Origin of the sequence: Hyphomonas pacifica (assembly GCF_000682675.1) — a bacterium.
Classification (GTDB): domain Bacteria; phylum Pseudomonadota; class Alphaproteobacteria; order Caulobacterales; family Hyphomonadaceae; genus Hyphomonas; species Hyphomonas pacifica.
On the sequence record NZ_AWFA01000023.1, the window covers coordinates 160,855 to 175,692 of the forward strand.

A 14,838-nucleotide genomic window follows, 5' to 3' on the forward strand; every position below is an offset into this window, starting at 1 on the left:
ACTTAGTGCGTTCTGGCGACGCCATAAAGGCCGGCAATCAGCTTTGATGCGGTCTGTGCTGCATCCATCTTCAACTCGCGCGCCTGACCGGAAAGCCGTGACGTCTCCAGCCACACTTTTGCGGCATGGGCATCCGTTTCCGCTCGATCGGCCAGCCAAGCGAGAATCTCTTCCAGGAAAGCCTGCAGAGCCGTCTCGTCCTGACTGGCAGACTGCATGGCGTCAGTGACGAGTGCATCATTGGGCTTCGGCAAGCTGCGCAGCAGAGCGCGCGCCGCATTCGCGGCAGCCAGTCCGGACGGTGTGGACAGCCTGAAGCCCAGACCGGGCCGACCTTTTGCGAGCGAGACAGCCTCTCTTGGCGCATCCGCCAGGTCGAGCGCAGCTTTCACATCTTCATCGCTGAGACGGCCGAGACGCAGCACGCGGCAGCGTGAACGAATGGTCGGCAGAATAGGCATCGTGCCGTGATTGACCAGGAACAGCACGCTGTGTTCAGGCGGCTCTTCAAGCGTTTTCAACAAAGCGTTCGCGCCGTTTCTGTTCAGCTCATCCAGCGCATCAATAATGCCGATGCGCCACCCGCCCTGGGCCGGCTTTAGAGAGAAGAAATGCGTCAACTCGCGGATCTGCTCAACCGAGATATCCTGGCGCAGCTTTCCTTTGTCGTTGAGTTCCCTGTGCACGACGCGCAAATCAGGATGGCTTCCTGACAGGCAAATACGCGCCACCGGATCATCATCGCTGATGTCGAACGGCGCATCCTCAGGGCCGCGCGCGCCAAGCATGTAGGCCGCCAGCCGTTGCGCGAGTCGCGCCTTGCCAATTCCGGACGGCCCTTCGATCAGCCAGCCATGATGCAGCTTCCCGCTTACAGCTGCAGCGTGAAAAGACATTTCAGCCGCGCAGTGTCCAAAAAGGGGCCAAGCCACGCCCATTACGCGTCCGCTTTCAAAGCAAAACGCTTGGAGATCGCGGTCCAGGCTGCATCGAAGACGCTGTCGATATCCCGTGAAGCATCAATCAGAACGCAGCGCTCAGGCTCTGACCGCGCAAGCGTTATGAAGGCCTGACGAACAGCGTGATGGAAGTCATCGTTCCGCGTCTCGAATGAATCCTTCTCGCCACCTCTTTGCGCCCGTCGGCCTGACGTTGTTTCGAGTGGTGCGTCGAGCACCAGCGTGAGGCCAGGGATCGTGCCAGCTAGAACAGAGGCCTCCATATTCCTAAGAATGTTTTCAGCCACACCCCCTTTGACGCTTTGATAAACGCGCGTGGAGTCTGCAAAGCGATCACAGATCACCCATTTCCCATTTTGCAGGGCTGGCCGGATTAGTTTGTCCAAATGATCACTTCGGGCGGCATTCATCAGCAAAGCCTCTGCCATGGCCGACCATGACTCTCCCTCTGGCGGGTGCAGTGCCAATTGCCTAACTGCTTCGGCCAAGGGCGTGCCGCCGGGCTCACGTGTCGTGATGACTTCACCGCCGAGTGCGACAAGACGTTCAGCTATGGCGTGCTGCAAGGTGGACTTGCCGGTGCCTTCACCGCCTTCAAGCGTGATTAATCGGGTGCGCTCTGTGTCAGCCATTGCCACCAGAAATCATCTGGCTAAGTCCCTCGATAGCGCGGCCAAAGAAGCCCAGCTTCTTGACGTCTGCTTCAGCGACGATTGGGGTTTCAACAGGCGGCTGTCCGTCAACTGTGACGACCAGTTTTCCGACCGTATCGCCTTCCTTGATCGGCGCCTCCAAAGCGTTCTCTAGCACGATTTCTGACTTGGCTTTTTCCAGAACCGCCTTGTGACCGGCAATTGTCATTTGGCTCGCCAGTGAGACCGGAACTGTACTGCGCTCGCCGAGCCAGACTTTGACTTCCGGCAAGACGACAGTTTCAGGCGTGATGACTTTCAGGTCATAGCTTTGAAAGGCCATGCGCATCATGCGTTCGCCTTCCTGGGCTCGGGCGGCCTTGCTGTCGAGGCCGTTGATCACAATCGTGCGGCGGATCCCATCACGTACAGCGGAAGCAGTCAGCCCATAACCGGACTCTTCCAAGTGTCCGGTTTTCAGCCCGTCGGCGCCGGATACTTCGAGCAGCGGATTGCGGTTGGCCTGAGTGTAGTCGCGCCATGTGTAGGACGGCATGTCGTACCACTCATAATATTGCGGATAATTGTCGATGGTGAGCTTGGCGAGCTTTGCCAAATCCTCAGCAGAAATGACGTGACCAACAGCTTCCAGGCCCGTTGCATTTTTGAAGTTTACCGAGTTCAAACCTAGCTCATGGGCCAGGGCGGTCATGCGGCGCGCAAAGGCTTCCTCAGATCCGGAGATGCCTTCCGCCAGCACCATGCAAGCATCATTGCCGGACATGATGATGACGCCATGCAACAATTCCTCGACTGTCGGCGTGTCGCCGGGGGCGAGCCCCATCGTGGAGGTTCCAGACGGGAATCCGCCGCGACGCCAGGCATCCTCGCTGACCGTCAGGCGGTCCGTCAGAGAAATCTCACCGCGATCAATGAGCTCAAACACCAGATAGGCGGTCATCATCTTTGTCATGGAAGCTGGAATCATCGGTTCCGAGCCGTCTTTCGAGAAGAGGATCGTGCCCGTCGCATGATCCATTATCACGGCATGCGAAGCCGGGGTGTCCATGATCTGGGCGCGTGCACCTGACACAATCAGGGCAGTGGCGAGCATTGCGGAAAAAATCTTCGCTTTCGGCAGCATGTCTGGCCTCCGGAATGTGCTGATGTCCGGGCCGAAACAGGAAACCGGCCCTTCCTCCTGTCTATACAGGAAAAAGGGCCGGTTTGTGGTCAGCGTCAATGGTGGCTGTGAAGTGTTTTCTCTAGTTGGCGGTGACAACCCGGCCAGTGCCGAAGCCATAGGCACGCAAGTCTGCCTGGATGCGATCAGCGCTATCGCGGCTCATGAAGGGGCCCACGCGAACGCGGAAATAGTCTGCTCCATTTACGCGGGCAGGCACGACCACGGTCGCCATTCCAGCCGGCAGACGTCTTTCGAGATCCTGCGCATTGGAAATATCAGAGAATGCGCCGACCTGGACATAATAGTCGCCCATGGTTTGCGGTTGGTAGCGGCTTGGCGCTGCCGCAGCAGGCGTCGGTTCGGCAGCGACGGGTGTATATGTGTAGACCGGCGCAGGTGTGGCGGCTTGGGGGGGCTCGGCAGACACGCTTTGATAACTCGCGGCAGGGGTTCCCCGATGCGTGCCTGGTGCGATGGCCGGCGCAGCGCCCAGATAGCGCAGCTTGATATTGCCTCTCCCTGCTCCACCGATACCAAGCTCGTTGGCGGCGCGCTTCGAAAGTTGCAACATGGCGCCTTCTTCAAACGGACCACGGTCATTTACGCGGACGATGACGCGAGCATTTGTTTGCGGATTGATGACTTCCACCAGGCTTGGCAGTGGCAGGGTCGGGTGCGCGGCCACCAGATCGTTCTGGCTGAAGATTTCGCCATTGGCGGTCGGCAGCCCTTCGAACTCATCACCGAAAGTCGTCGCCAGGCCCATTTCGTCAAAGACTGGGATAGGATCCAGGGAAATTGCTTGGGCGGTGGCTGGTGTCTGCCGTTGTGCGCGTTGCTGGGCAGGTTGCGGTGCCCCCTGCTCTCCTGGTGCCGGAACCGCAAGTGAGGGCAAGGCTTCTGCTTCGACGGAGGGCTCTACTTGCTGAGGCACAATCTTCGCCGCGGCGGCCTTTGCATCAAACCCCTTTGGACTGACTGTCGGGTCATAAACTGGTGCCTGCATGGAACTCAGCGGCGCACTAATGCTGGCATATTCACGTTTGACAGGCTGAGCTGTCTTTATAGTAGAGGCGCCAGTGCCCTGCCCCGGATAGTTAAATTGAATGCGCGCGCGAGCCTTATCGCGGTCAGGGCGGGCCTGATCGGGAGAGATGAAAACGGTCTCGCGCTCACTGGATATGCGCTCGCCACCGACGGACTGACCTTTGTACACGATAGGCGCAGCGCTTCCTTTGCCTGCTTCAGCTGTTCCAGCGACGCTAAAGGCAACCATGGCTATGGCCATGAGGGAGGAAAAATGAAGGGATCTGGATTGTGGTTTGGCGAACATTCGCAGGTCAACCTCGTTCTGAGTTCATCTTTGGCGCTTTGCACCAAGTCTTTGGCTTTTCTGCCGACCTTGCTTGTTTACCACGCTTTGGTGGACACAGGATGAACCAGATTAACGAGTTTGAGACTTCTCTTTAACCATACTTTTACGCACTATTTTCCATGCGTCAGGCGCATATAGGGGCTTGCAAAACGCGCCGCCTTGTCCGAAACAGCCCGCTTCGGAGGAGTGGCAGAGTGGTTGAATGCGGCGGTCTTGAAAACCGTTGAGCCTTCGCGGGCTCCGGGGGTTCGAATCCCTCCTCCTCCGCCATCACATCGACGATACGGTCATAGTAGATTGATGGCTCCATCCGCCCGTCATCGTCAAACTGCTCATAGAGCTTGGCAACGGATGACTGGTTGGGGATGGCGGAACATCCGCATCCAGCGCCCTAGTATGCTGAGGGTATTGGCCGTGTTAAACGATTGCGAGCCGCCCGAGACCTGTATGACGGCAAGGGTACGGCCTTGTGAAGGGCGCACCCCGCTAAGCGAGAGCGGCACCCAGTCGATTTGCGATTTCATAATCCCTGTGATCGTCCCGTGACGCTTTGGGCTGCACCAGACCTGCCCTTCCGACCAAAAAAGCAGCTTGCGCAGTTCTTTGACCTTGGGATGGTCGGCCTCGGCATCATCGGGTTGGGGTAATCCGTGATGATCGAAATAGCGCACCTCGCCGCCAAACCGCTCTAGAATGCGACCAGCTTCCTCAGCAGCACAACGGGATCAGGAAGCGCGGCGCTTGCAACGTCCAGCGCATCCAGTGTCAGGGTATACAGATAATCAGGATCAAGAGTGGGTAAATCGGTCATTTTGGCAATTTCTAAAGCGTTGGGGCGTCGTCTTTGCGATAAACGGTCTCGCCGTCTTCCTTGGTGAAACTGTCGGGAAAGCTATCGAGCAAGGCGATGACTGCCTCGGATGGGCGGCAAAGCCTTGTACCGCTCGGAGTCACAACAATCGGGCGATTGACGAGAATAGGATGTTCCAGCATCGCCTCGAAGATGACCTCGTCTGCGGTATTCGGATCCGTTAGCCCCAATTCCTCGGCGGGGGTTCCCTTCACGCGCATAACTTCGCGAGCGGTCGCGTTCATGACGTGAAGCAATTCTGTCAGTTGCTCGCGCCCCCAGCCCGTCTGGATATATTCAACGATTTCAGGCTCATGACCTGCGGCACGGATCATCGCCAAAACATTGCGCGAAGTCCCGCATTTGGGGTTGTGATAGATCGTTACGGGAAACGGATCGGACAGGGGTCTGCTCCCTTTGTATCAGATTTGATTGCGGCTGACCGCGCTGCCGCGCTCGTACCAACCCTTTGATTTGTTCACGATGCTGACAATCGAGAGCATAACCGGCACTTCGATCAGGACACCGACAACGGTTGCGAGTGCAGCACCCGATTGCAGGCCGAAAATGCTGATGGCGGCGGCAACTGCCAGCTCGAAGAAGTTGCTTGCACCGATCAGAGCAGAAGGGGCGGCAACGCAGTGCGCCTCGCCTGTCACGCGGTTAAGCAGATAGGCCAACCCCGAATTGAAATAGACTTGAATGAGGATCGGCACGGCAAGCAGCACAATGATGAGCGGCTGCGCGAGAATTTGCTCGCCCTGAAAGCCGAACAACAAGACAAGGGTTGCCAGCAACGCGATCAGGGACAGCGGCTGGATGCGATCAAGAGCGATCTGCAACGCGCCTTCTCCGCCGCTTCGTAAAAGCTGCGAACGGACAAGCTGGGCGGCAATTACTGGAATCACGATGTAAAGCCCGACCGAAAGCAGCAAGGTCTGCCAAGGGATTGTTATAGCTGACAATCCGAGGAGAAGACCGACGATGGGCGCAAAGGCAAACACCATGATCGTGTCATTGAGCGCAACTTGCGAGAGCGTGAAATTCGGCTCACCTTTGGTGAGGTTACTCCAGACAAACACCATTGCCGTGCAGGGAGCGGCGGCAAGCAGGATCAGGCCTGCAATATAGCTGTCGATCTGGCCTTCTGGCAGCATATCCCGAAACAGCCAACCGATGAAAAGCCAGCCCAGAGCCGCCATCGAGAAGGGTTTGACTGCCCAGTTGATGAAGAGAGTGACACCCACGCCGCGCCAGTGTTTGCGCACTTCGCCCAAGGCTTTGAAATCGACCTTTATCAGCATCGGCACAATCATCAGCCAGATCAGAACCGCGACAGGCAGATTGACTTGTGCAATCTCGGCAGCGGCAATCGATTGAAATACGTCTGGCAAAAGATATCCAAGGGCAATCCCAGCCAGGATGCACAGCGAAACCCAAACGCTCAGATATCTCTCAAAAATCGACATTATTGCTGGCTTCCCGCATCGGTTTCGCTGCAACAGGCAGCAGTTCGCGCAATCTCGGCAAGAGGCGCACAGATTTCGGATCGGCCCTGACAGCAATCTTCCAACAGGAAGCCCATCAAAGCCACAAACTGGTCGAATGAAACCGAATAGATGAGCGAACGTCCCTCCCGCTTTTGCTCAAGCAATCCCGCACGGGTGAGCTGTGCCAGATGGAATGAGAGAGAGGATGCAGGGCAATCGAGTGCTGCCGCGATCTGGCCTGCCGCCAGGCCTTCCGTGCCTGCTTTGACAAGCATGCGGAACACGTCGAGGCGGCACTCGTGCGCGAGAGCCGCTAGACTGGATAAGGCGGCGGTCGGGGTCATATTATTCGACATTTCTAGTATTATCGAATAATTGACCTGTTTGTGTCAATAGGATTCTCGACCACCCCTCCAGAATCTCCAAGTGGCGGTTTGAACTTTCTAGCTGAGGTCCGCCATTGTTATGGAAAATGCTCCTCCTAAAGCCCCATGGCCGAATAGGTTGAGAAGGTTACGATCGCCAAGATCAGCACGCCTGCGCCCAGAATGGCTGGCATGGAGAATATAGCACCTCTGGCGGCATGCCCGTTCTGCGCATGCTGCTTGGACATGAGGGCGGCACCAAGAATCAGCGGAACTGAGAGGAATATGCCCAGCCATTCCAGTTTGAAGAGCAAAGCCGGCATGGGTGTGGGGGATTTGGGGAAGATAAAGGTCAAATCCAGCGCATAAACGGCGAAATATCCAAGGCCAATCAGGCTTGCCAATATGTATCCGCTGTAGCGTTTCGATGCGATCAGGTAGGCGAGCGCAAAACTGCTGAGCCCCAACAAAGTCAGGAACAGGTTGAAGCTGCCTAAAATGACGGGTGAGATGGCGCTGAAATCCCGCTCCTCGATTGGTCCGCCCGGGACCATAACGCAAAGATTAGCGGCTGAAGCGACAAGCAGGGCGACAACGCCCCAATGCAGAGGTTTCCTCACTTCTGATCTCCTGATTTGGTTGAAAGTGTGTGGGTGAGCCGAGTTGACATGTCGGCAGGCGCGAGCATCATGAATATAATCTGTGCCGCACGCAGATTTAGGGTTTCGTGCTCGTCTGGAAGCACCGCTTCCATGTGATTGGCGAACCAGTTGTCGACCTCCCGCATGGCCGAGAATGCTGTCGATACGAGCAGGTCCAGAGGTATATCCTGGCGCACCGCCCCTGCTTCCCTGCCTATGACAATCAGCACGGTCAGGCGCTGTGTCAGCATTTGCATGAACTCAGCCAGGACTTGCTGGGCCGCTAGGTCCTGATGGATACTCCTCGCCAAGTCGGCCAGACGTGCATCCTGATGCATGATGGTGGAGACGATTGCCATATTGGCCGCTGACTGGCGCCAGAAATCTTCAGGAGAGCATGGCTTAGGGTATTTCAGGTCCGCCAATGCTAGAAACCGCTTGAACGCCCGCTCGATCACAGCCCTGTAAAGGTCTGCTTTGTCCTGAAAATAATAATAGGATTGGCCCTTGCTTGCGCCCGCCTCCAGTAGAATCTGATTCATGGATGCTGCTTTAAAGCCATGTTTAGAAAACTCTTTTTCAGCAGGGTCCAGCCAAATAGATTGTTGCTCTGCACTCAAAGCGAGAAAGCGCTGGCGCTGTTTGCTGCTCTTGGAAAGTTCTGTGATTTGCATTCATGGAGACCTATAGACCACTAGTCTAATGTCGCGGTAATTAGACTGGCGGTCTAATTCTGTCCATAGGCTGGCTGCTTGTCGCATCGACAGGTCTGGCTATTGCGAAGCGAATACGCCAGTTTTGTCGCAACGAAGATAAGAGGAGGAAACGGAATGCTTGAGGGCATCAAGGTCATCGAATACGCCACTTACATGGCTGCGCCTGGTGCAGGGGCTATCCTGCGGGATTGGGGCGCCGATGTCATCAAGATCGAACCGCCTGGCGGCGATCCGATCCGCCTTTTCTTCCGAACCATCGGAACAGACATTCAGGATAATCCAGTCTTTGATTTCGATAATCGTGGCAAAAAGTCGATCATCGTGGATACGTCAAAGAATGAGGGTCAGGAGATTATCCGCAAGCTTGTGGCCGATGCCGATGTGTTCCTCACCAATGTTCGCCCTGGCGGTCTAGAACGTTCGGGGCTGGACTATGACAGCTTGAAATCCCTGAATCCCAAGCTCGTTTACTGCTCCCTCACAGGTTATGGCCTGGAAGGCCCTGATGCAGACCGTCCCGGCTTTGACATTGCAAGCTTCTGGAGTCGCACAGGAGTTGCGCGCCTGACTGTTCCGAAAGGAGAGGAACTGTTTGCCAATCGCACGGCCTTTGGCGACCACACAACGTCCATGTCGGCTGCCGCAGGCATTTGCGCAGCACTTGTCGAGGCCGGCCGCACGGGTAAAGGTCGCTTGGTTGAGGCCTCTCTCTTCAGAACGGGCCTCTATGCACTAGGGTCCGACTTCGCCATCCAGCTCTTCTTTGATCGCGTTGCATCCACCAAGTCGCGACACGATCAAAATGTGCCGATCACTAATTTCTTCAAGACCCAAGATGGTAACTGGATCTGTCTGGTATCGCGACAGGGTGAGGTGGACTGGGCTCCTATATGTCGCGCGATAGACCGGGAGGATTTGATCGCAGACCCGCGCTTCACCTCCGCCAAAAGTCGGCGCAAGCACCGCGCTGAAGTGGTCAACATCATTGATGAGGGCTTTGCGAAATACGCAAAAGACGAAATTGCCAAGCGTCTTGATGCCCAGTCTCTTGCCTGGGCGCCGGTGCAGACGCTTGCAGAGGTGGCGAAAGACCCGCAAGCGCATGCTGCAGGGGCCATCGTTCAGACACCCAGCGCAAAGGGAGACGGCTCAACCTACCCCTCCCCCGCATCACCAGTTCGCTTTCCCGGTGCCGATGACGGACCAAAAGGACCATCGCCAGCACCGGGTCAGCATACGCTCGCCGTCATGGAAGTTCTCGGTTACACCGAAACGCAAATTGCCAACATGATTGAAAACGGCACGATCAAGGCGGCCTAGCGGCCTTTGAACTCCGGCACGCGCTTTTCAAGGATCGCATCGACGCCTTCGAGGTGGTCTTCCGTCTCGTGCATCAGGGCCTGAGCTGCTGCAGACATTTCCATGATGGTCTCATAGGAGGCTGTATTGCCATGGCGCATCAGCGTCTTCGCCAGACGCAGAGCTTGCGGCGGTTGCTGCGCAATCCGCTCGGCGAGCGCCATGGCTTCATCCATTAGTTCATCGGCAGCTACGACCTTCGACACCAGGCCCCACTCAGCGGCTTTGTGCGCATCGATTACGTCGCCCGTGAACAACAACTCTGCCGCGCGGGATGCTCCGATTAGACGTGGCATCAGCCACGCCCCGCCATCACCGGGGATCAGCCCCAACTTCAGGAAGGTTACGCCCATCTTGGCCTTCTCGGAGGCGATTCGGATGTCAGCCATACAGGCGACATCACAGCCGAGCCCGATGGCAGGACCGTTGATCGCGGAGATCAGCGGCACTTCCATATTGTAGAGCGACTTCACAATCATGTGGATGTTGTTGCGATAACCATTGCGCACGATATGCGGCTTGCCAGAGAAGGCCCCTGTCTTTTCCTTCATCGCCTTGACGTTACCGCCGGCCGAGAAGGCCCGCCCTGCCCCGGTCAGCACAGCGCAACGAATTTCGGGATCGGCGACGATCTCATTACAGGCTGCAGCAATCGCCGGGCCATCCCCCTCTTCTCCCAGCGCGTTCATCGCGTCAGGACGGTTGAGAGTCATGACCATGATGGGGCCGTGCTTTTCAAGCAGAATAATCGACATCAAGGCTTTCCTTTCCTGGATTCCATATTCTGCCTAGCTGGCAGTCCTGGCGCGGACTGTCCAGCCGGTACGTCGCGTCGCTAGTCGGGAGCCAGGCCTTTGAAAACGATGTCGAGCGCCAGCTTCTGGTAACGCTCTGTTTCTTCCATGTCGCTCGGGTCTTCGTTGAATGCCTCTCTCACGAGCGGCGCAATATTATGATACATAGTCGCCACGGAATGCATGATGATCACAAGTTTTGATATCTCGACTTTCTTGATCCGTCCGCTCGCCTGACATTCCTGAATGTCTACGACAAATTGTTCGTAGAATGGCGAAAGCGCCTCTTTTATCAGCCAGTTCAGTCGAGCCCCCCCGGAAATGCCCTCCAGCATGACAACGCGTCCGAATGCCTTGTGCACCCTCACAGCCTCCATCAGGGCGATCATTCTGAGGCGTAGACGTTTTACAGGGTCTTTTTCGCACAGGATTTTCTCTGTGTAGGGATTTTCCTTCATCATGTCCCGCAGCATACGCCGCATCGCCCTTTTCCAGAGGGTCATCTTGTCAGAGAAATGATAATGAATGGTTGGCTGGGAAACCCCGCTCTCGCGCGCCACAGCAGTTGTACTGGTACCGTCATAGCCATAGCGGCTGAACAAACGGATGGATGTTATCATGATGCGGTCAGCGGTCTCATTCTGGACGCCTTTTGCATCAACTCTTCTGAGTTGTTTTTGCGGCACGAAACTATCCTTGTCTCCCACCTGCGCGCACCTATCAACCGCGCATCATCGCGTGTCAACAAGGCTAACTGCGTGGTATACTCAAGATAGCACTTCTGCGCCGCAAAGGTAGAAATTTTTTAAAGACCCAGGTTTGTAAGGACTAATTTACCATGCTGACACTGCCAACATATCTGGGATGGAATGTTGATTTCACTCGCCCTCTGGGTGAGCCGGCTTTTACTCAACCGGATTCTGTCTCTTGGCGTGTCTTCAAAAATCCGGCGGCGCTGGCGATTGGTGGCATCTGCGCCGTTCTGCTTGAATTTGCCGATCCTAGAATCCGCTCTGGTGTCTGGGATTATTCAACCTTCAAGGCTGACCCGGCCGGGCGCTCAAGGAGAACTGGCATGGCGGCCATGATCGGTGTTTATGGCCCCCAAAGCGCTGCGCGTCGGATCATCCAGGGCGTCACCAACATGCATGCACAGGTAAGCGGAACGACGCCTGATGGCGTTCCTTATCATGCTCTCGACCCAGAGCTGCTTGCCTGGGTAAGTGCTACGGCCAGCTATGGGTTTTTGACAGCCTATGATCGGTTTGTTGAACCGCTGAGCGATGAAGATACAATCCGTTTCCTTCAGGAGTCATTTCCAGTTGCCAAGTTGTACGGAGTTGAGTCTCCCCTCAGCTCACTAACAGACTTCCAGGTGTTACTTGAAAAATTGATGCCGAGCTTCGAAGCGCATCCTATCAATACGGAGTTTTTGAGGATCATGAAGTCCGGCCGGGCTGCCCCTTTTGTCCCACGAGGCTTGCAAGGCTTGGCGGCAGATGCGGCGGTCAGCCTTTTACCAAACCCCGTGCGGGAAAGACTTGAGCTGGGGACGGAATACCATCTCACCCGTAGTGGCAAGCAAGGGATCAGAGCATTGGGAAAATGGGCCAACCGCATTCCCGTACCGAATAGTCCGGCTTGGGACGCCGCCATTCGGCTAGGCCTGCCGCGAAGCTTTGCGTGGAAGACGCCTGCGGCTCAAGCGAAAATTCTTACCTGATGAGACTTACGCAGTTCCCAACCTGAGTGAGGAGATGTTCAGATTCTACACTGATTCCGACAGAAATGCAGATACCCCTGCTTTCAGATCCGTGTCCGAAAACAGGGGTATGTAGATTGATGCAAACGCGTAGGCCGGACTACGGCCTACTTGCTGGCAAAGGGAATGTACTTCCGCGCTAACGCGTCCTGTCTGCTATCCAGCGACTGCTCTACCCCTCCAATATACAGGGCTGAAAGGTCAGTCATTGGCTCGAACGGGTCACCCGTCCACACGGCGATATCTGCCAGCATGCCAGCTTTGATCATGCCGAAAGTCCCGTCGCCCCAGACCTCTGCGGGTGTGGATGTAACGGCCTTCAAAGCCGCATCGCCAGGTACACCCTTGGCGACCGACATGCCGGCAAAATAGCGAAGTTTGCCGGCATCATGTGCGGAAGATCCACCCCGAATGATCAGGCGAACGCCCGCCTGATGCAGCCTGGCAACATTGTCTGACATAGCGCCCACAGCATCGAAACTGCCGGGCAAATTGTCTGACGGGTCGACCGCGACAGGTACGCCTGCCTCAGCGATTTGCTTTGCAACCAGCCATCCTTCAGAAGCCCCGACGATCACGAGACGGATCTTTTGTGCCTTTGCGAGATTGAGAAGTGTCAGGATATCTGAGGCACGATCCACTCTGACCGTCAGTGGCATATCTCCTTTTACCACAGGGGAAAGCGCATCCAGATCTGCACGCGACCAGTCACGTGACAACAGTTTGCCCTTCTGCAGGGATGACGCATCGCGGACATATTTACGGACATCATCCAAGTCTGCCTGCAATTGTGTGAAGGTTGCACCCCGACCATACTCTTTGGTCCGCATGTCCCAAACCATTCCGACGGGCGCCAAGATGTCTCCCTCAAGATTACCATTCAGGGCGAGGATCGCCGCTTGGCCTGCGAAAGTTGAACCATTTGCACCGGGATAAGGCATGACAACGGCGTGGCTTACACCGCCTTTCCGTGCGACAGGAATGGCCGTGGAAAGAGGATTGATTGAATGCTGAACATCATATCCGGCACTTATATCACTCGACTGGCTGGATGTTTCAGCAGCATTTGCCCCTCCACTGATCTCGACTATGCCCAACAAAGTATCAGTTACAACGAAACCCGGTGTGACGGTCATGCCTGACAGGTCCACTATGCGAGCATCAGACGGGATGCTCACATTCTGCCCAACAGCGACAATGCGGCTGTTCTCGATCAGTATGGTTCCATTCTCGATACGCGCTTGCGTATCGGCTGTCAGGATTGTGGAATTGCGCAAGGCAATTGTTTCGGCGGATGCCACCTGCCCCATGATAACCAGGGCTGCTGAAAACAAGATAGACTTCAAATTCATTGGGCCATCTCCCGAACTGATTGGCCGACAAGGAAATCAGACTCCGGTTCCGCCTCGTCGGCCTCCCGGTCCACGAGCAACACCCCGTCAATAAAGACTTTCTCTGCGACGGCATACACACTGAAAGGGTCATCAGACCACAGTACAATATCTGCCATTTTGCCTTCTTTTAGACTGCCCGTTCGGTCATCAATACCAAGCTTGATGGCGGGATTGATCGTGATCCAGCGGATTGCTTCTTCGCGGCTGATCTCACGGTCTGCATGTCTGGCGGATGCCATGGCCATGCCGGCCTCAAGATTCAGGCGCTGCACCAGGATAGCGCTATCCGAATGCAGCATTGTATGCACACCTGCCCACTCCAGGGCTGCCACGTTCAGGGGCACGGCATCATAGGCTTCAAGTTTGAATCCCCATCGATCTGCCCAGGTGGCAACCGCGATACCTTCTTCCGCGAGCGTATCTGCAATCTTGTACGCTTCTGTGGCGTGATGAAATGTACCAATCTTGAAACCGAACTCCTTAGAGAGGTCAATCATCTGCATCATTTCGTCCGCACGGTAACAATGAATATGGGTCGTAATCTCGCCTGATAGCACGCCGGCTAGAGTTTCAAGACGCAGATCCCGCTTCTGTTTCTCGCCGCGCTGCTGTTTCTCCAGATATGCCTGCGCGTCAATAAAGGCGCTACGATAGCCCGCCATATTGCCCATACGGGTAAAGGGGTCATTGCCGCGTGCCGCATAAAAGATCGGATTTTCTCCACAGGCCATTTTCAGCCCATAGGGCGCATCCGGAAACTTCATGCCCTGTACGCTGACAGAAGGCACGTTCTTCACAGTGACAGAGCGCCCGCCAAAGAGATTGGCAGATCCCGGAAGGATCGCAAGTGTCGTAACGCCGCCCTTGCGCGCCAGCTCAAAACCTGGGTCTTGCGGCCAGATGGAATGCTCAGCCCAAACTTCTGCCGTGTTCTTGCCCGTCTTCTCGTTTCCATTGCGCATCGACGGCACGCCTGGTGATGAGAACACTCCAAGATGTGAGTGAATGTCGATAATTCCCGGGGTAACCCACTTTCCGCCAGCATCCATGATGATCGCGTTTGCAGGCGCACTTAGATTCTGCCCGATGGCGACAATCTTCCCGTCCTGTATCAGAAGATCCGTATTCTCTTGAACCGGGCCTTCTGCCGTCAGGATATTAGCGCCCTTGATCAGCGCAGGCTGAGAGTCAGCAGGTTTGTAAGTTGATGGATATGGCGTTTCAGGTGCGGCCCATGCCTGACAAAAGCCAAGCATCAGGGATGCAATAAGTACCAAGACACGCGGAGTCATGATCCGGGCCCTCTCTTGATTTC

The 14,838-nt window shown here is 55.8% G+C and carries 16 protein-coding genes, 1 tRNA gene and 1 pseudogene; 3 read left to right on the top strand and 15 right to left on the bottom strand.

From position 1 onward, the window contains the following. Positions 1-2 precede the first annotated feature (2 nt). The 4 genes from HY2_RS09100 to HY2_RS16790 form a co-directional block, all read right to left on the bottom strand. Positions 3-938, bottom strand: coding sequence for a DNA polymerase III subunit delta' (locus HY2_RS09100; protein ID WP_051594870.1), 936 nt, complete (start codon positions 936-938; stop codon positions 3-5). After that, a complete protein-coding gene (tmk, locus tag HY2_RS09105) occupies positions 938-1,591 on the bottom strand; it encodes a dTMP kinase (protein WP_034826858.1) in 654 nt (217 codons plus the stop codon). Before tmk ends, HY2_RS09100 begins: the two co-directional genes overlap by 1 nt. Next, positions 1,584-2,735, bottom strand: coding sequence for a D-alanyl-D-alanine carboxypeptidase family protein (locus tag HY2_RS09110; RefSeq protein WP_034826860.1), 1,152 nt, complete (start codon positions 2,733-2,735; stop codon positions 1,584-1,586). The genes tmk and HY2_RS09110 overlap by 8 nt, the downstream gene beginning before the upstream one ends. A 121-nt stretch (positions 2,736-2,856) precedes the next feature. Continuing rightward, the gene (locus HY2_RS16790) at positions 2,857-4,065 is read right to left on the bottom strand and encodes a septal ring lytic transglycosylase RlpA family protein (protein WP_162173281.1); all 1,209 of its coding nucleotides are present in this window, start codon (positions 4,063-4,065) and stop codon (positions 2,857-2,859) included. A gap of 267 nt (positions 4,066-4,332) precedes the next feature. Between HY2_RS16790 and HY2_RS09120 the strand changes: the two genes are divergently transcribed. Next, positions 4,333-4,422, top strand: a tRNA-Ser gene (locus HY2_RS09120). Here the strand turns inward: HY2_RS09120 and HY2_RS17135 are convergent. The 7 genes and pseudogenes from HY2_RS17135 to HY2_RS16795 all read right to left on the bottom strand — a co-directional run. Beyond that, positions 4,415-4,877: pseudogene (locus HY2_RS17135) on the bottom strand (NAD(P)H-dependent oxidoreductase); the annotation flags it as partial. The gene HY2_RS09120 and the pseudogene HY2_RS17135 overlap by 8 nt on opposite strands. Further along, positions 4,841-4,963 (bottom strand): hypothetical protein, encoded by a 123-nt coding sequence (locus tag HY2_RS17785; RefSeq protein WP_267895813.1) that lies wholly within the window; start codon positions 4,961-4,963, stop codon positions 4,841-4,843. The gene HY2_RS17785 and the pseudogene HY2_RS17135, both read right to left, overlap by 37 nt. Positions 4,964-4,974: 11 nt before the next feature. Then, a complete protein-coding gene (arsC, locus tag HY2_RS09125) occupies positions 4,975-5,406 on the bottom strand; it encodes an arsenate reductase (glutaredoxin) (protein WP_034826862.1) in 432 nt (143 codons plus the stop codon). Positions 5,407-5,424: 18 nt separating this feature from the next. Continuing rightward, positions 5,425-6,471 (bottom strand): ACR3 family arsenite efflux transporter, encoded by a 1,047-nt coding sequence (gene arsB / locus HY2_RS09130; RefSeq protein WP_034826864.1) that lies wholly within the window; start codon positions 6,469-6,471, stop codon positions 5,425-5,427. Continuing rightward, positions 6,471-6,848 (bottom strand): ArsR/SmtB family transcription factor, encoded by a 378-nt coding sequence (locus tag HY2_RS09135; RefSeq protein ID WP_233346254.1) that lies wholly within the window; start codon positions 6,846-6,848, stop codon positions 6,471-6,473. Before HY2_RS09135 ends, arsB begins: the two co-directional genes overlap by 1 nt. A 125-nt stretch (positions 6,849-6,973) precedes the next feature. Further along, positions 6,974-7,477 (bottom strand): DUF8051 family protein, encoded by a 504-nt coding sequence (locus HY2_RS09140; protein ID WP_034826868.1) that lies wholly within the window; start codon positions 7,475-7,477, stop codon positions 6,974-6,976. Then, positions 7,474-8,172 (bottom strand): TetR/AcrR family transcriptional regulator, encoded by a 699-nt coding sequence (locus HY2_RS16795; protein WP_051594872.1) that lies wholly within the window; start codon positions 8,170-8,172, stop codon positions 7,474-7,476. The genes HY2_RS09140 and HY2_RS16795 overlap by 4 nt, the downstream gene beginning before the upstream one ends. A gap of 156 nt (positions 8,173-8,328) precedes the next feature. Between HY2_RS16795 and HY2_RS09150 the strand changes: the two genes are divergently transcribed. Next, positions 8,329-9,534: a CaiB/BaiF CoA transferase family protein gene (locus HY2_RS09150; RefSeq protein ID WP_034826870.1), complete on the top strand. Its 1,206-nt coding sequence runs from the start codon at positions 8,329-8,331 to the stop codon at positions 9,532-9,534. On the opposite strand, the gene HY2_RS09155 is transcribed toward HY2_RS09150, so the two are convergent. Both HY2_RS09155 and HY2_RS09160 read right to left on the bottom strand, forming a co-directional pair. Beyond that, entirely contained in the window at positions 9,531-10,328 is a 798-nt protein-coding gene (locus tag HY2_RS09155) for a crotonase/enoyl-CoA hydratase family protein (protein ID WP_034826872.1), read from the bottom strand. The two genes, HY2_RS09150 and HY2_RS09155, sit on opposite strands and share 4 nt — an antisense overlap. Before the next feature lie 80 nt (positions 10,329-10,408). Further along, entirely contained in the window at positions 10,409-10,987 is a 579-nt protein-coding gene (locus HY2_RS09160; protein ID WP_112063288.1) for a TetR/AcrR family transcriptional regulator, read from the bottom strand. A 218-nt stretch (positions 10,988-11,205) separates the two neighbouring features. Here HY2_RS09160 and HY2_RS09165 point away from each other — a divergent pair, with 218 nt between their 5' ends. After that, a complete protein-coding gene (locus HY2_RS09165) occupies positions 11,206-12,090 on the top strand; it encodes an oxygenase MpaB family protein (protein WP_034826876.1) in 885 nt (294 codons plus the stop codon). 146 nt (positions 12,091-12,236) lie between these two features. On the opposite strand, the gene HY2_RS09170 is transcribed toward HY2_RS09165, so the two are convergent. Both HY2_RS09170 and HY2_RS09175 read right to left on the bottom strand, forming a co-directional pair. After that, on the bottom strand, positions 12,237-13,481 hold the full coding sequence (locus HY2_RS09170) for an amidohydrolase family protein (RefSeq protein WP_051594873.1): 1,245 nt from the start codon (positions 13,479-13,481) through the stop codon (positions 12,237-12,239). Further along, positions 13,478-14,815: an amidohydrolase gene (locus tag HY2_RS09175; protein WP_034826877.1), complete on the bottom strand. Its 1,338-nt coding sequence runs from the start codon at positions 14,813-14,815 to the stop codon at positions 13,478-13,480. Before HY2_RS09175 ends, HY2_RS09170 begins: the two co-directional genes overlap by 4 nt. Positions 14,816-14,838: the final 23 nt, after the last annotated feature.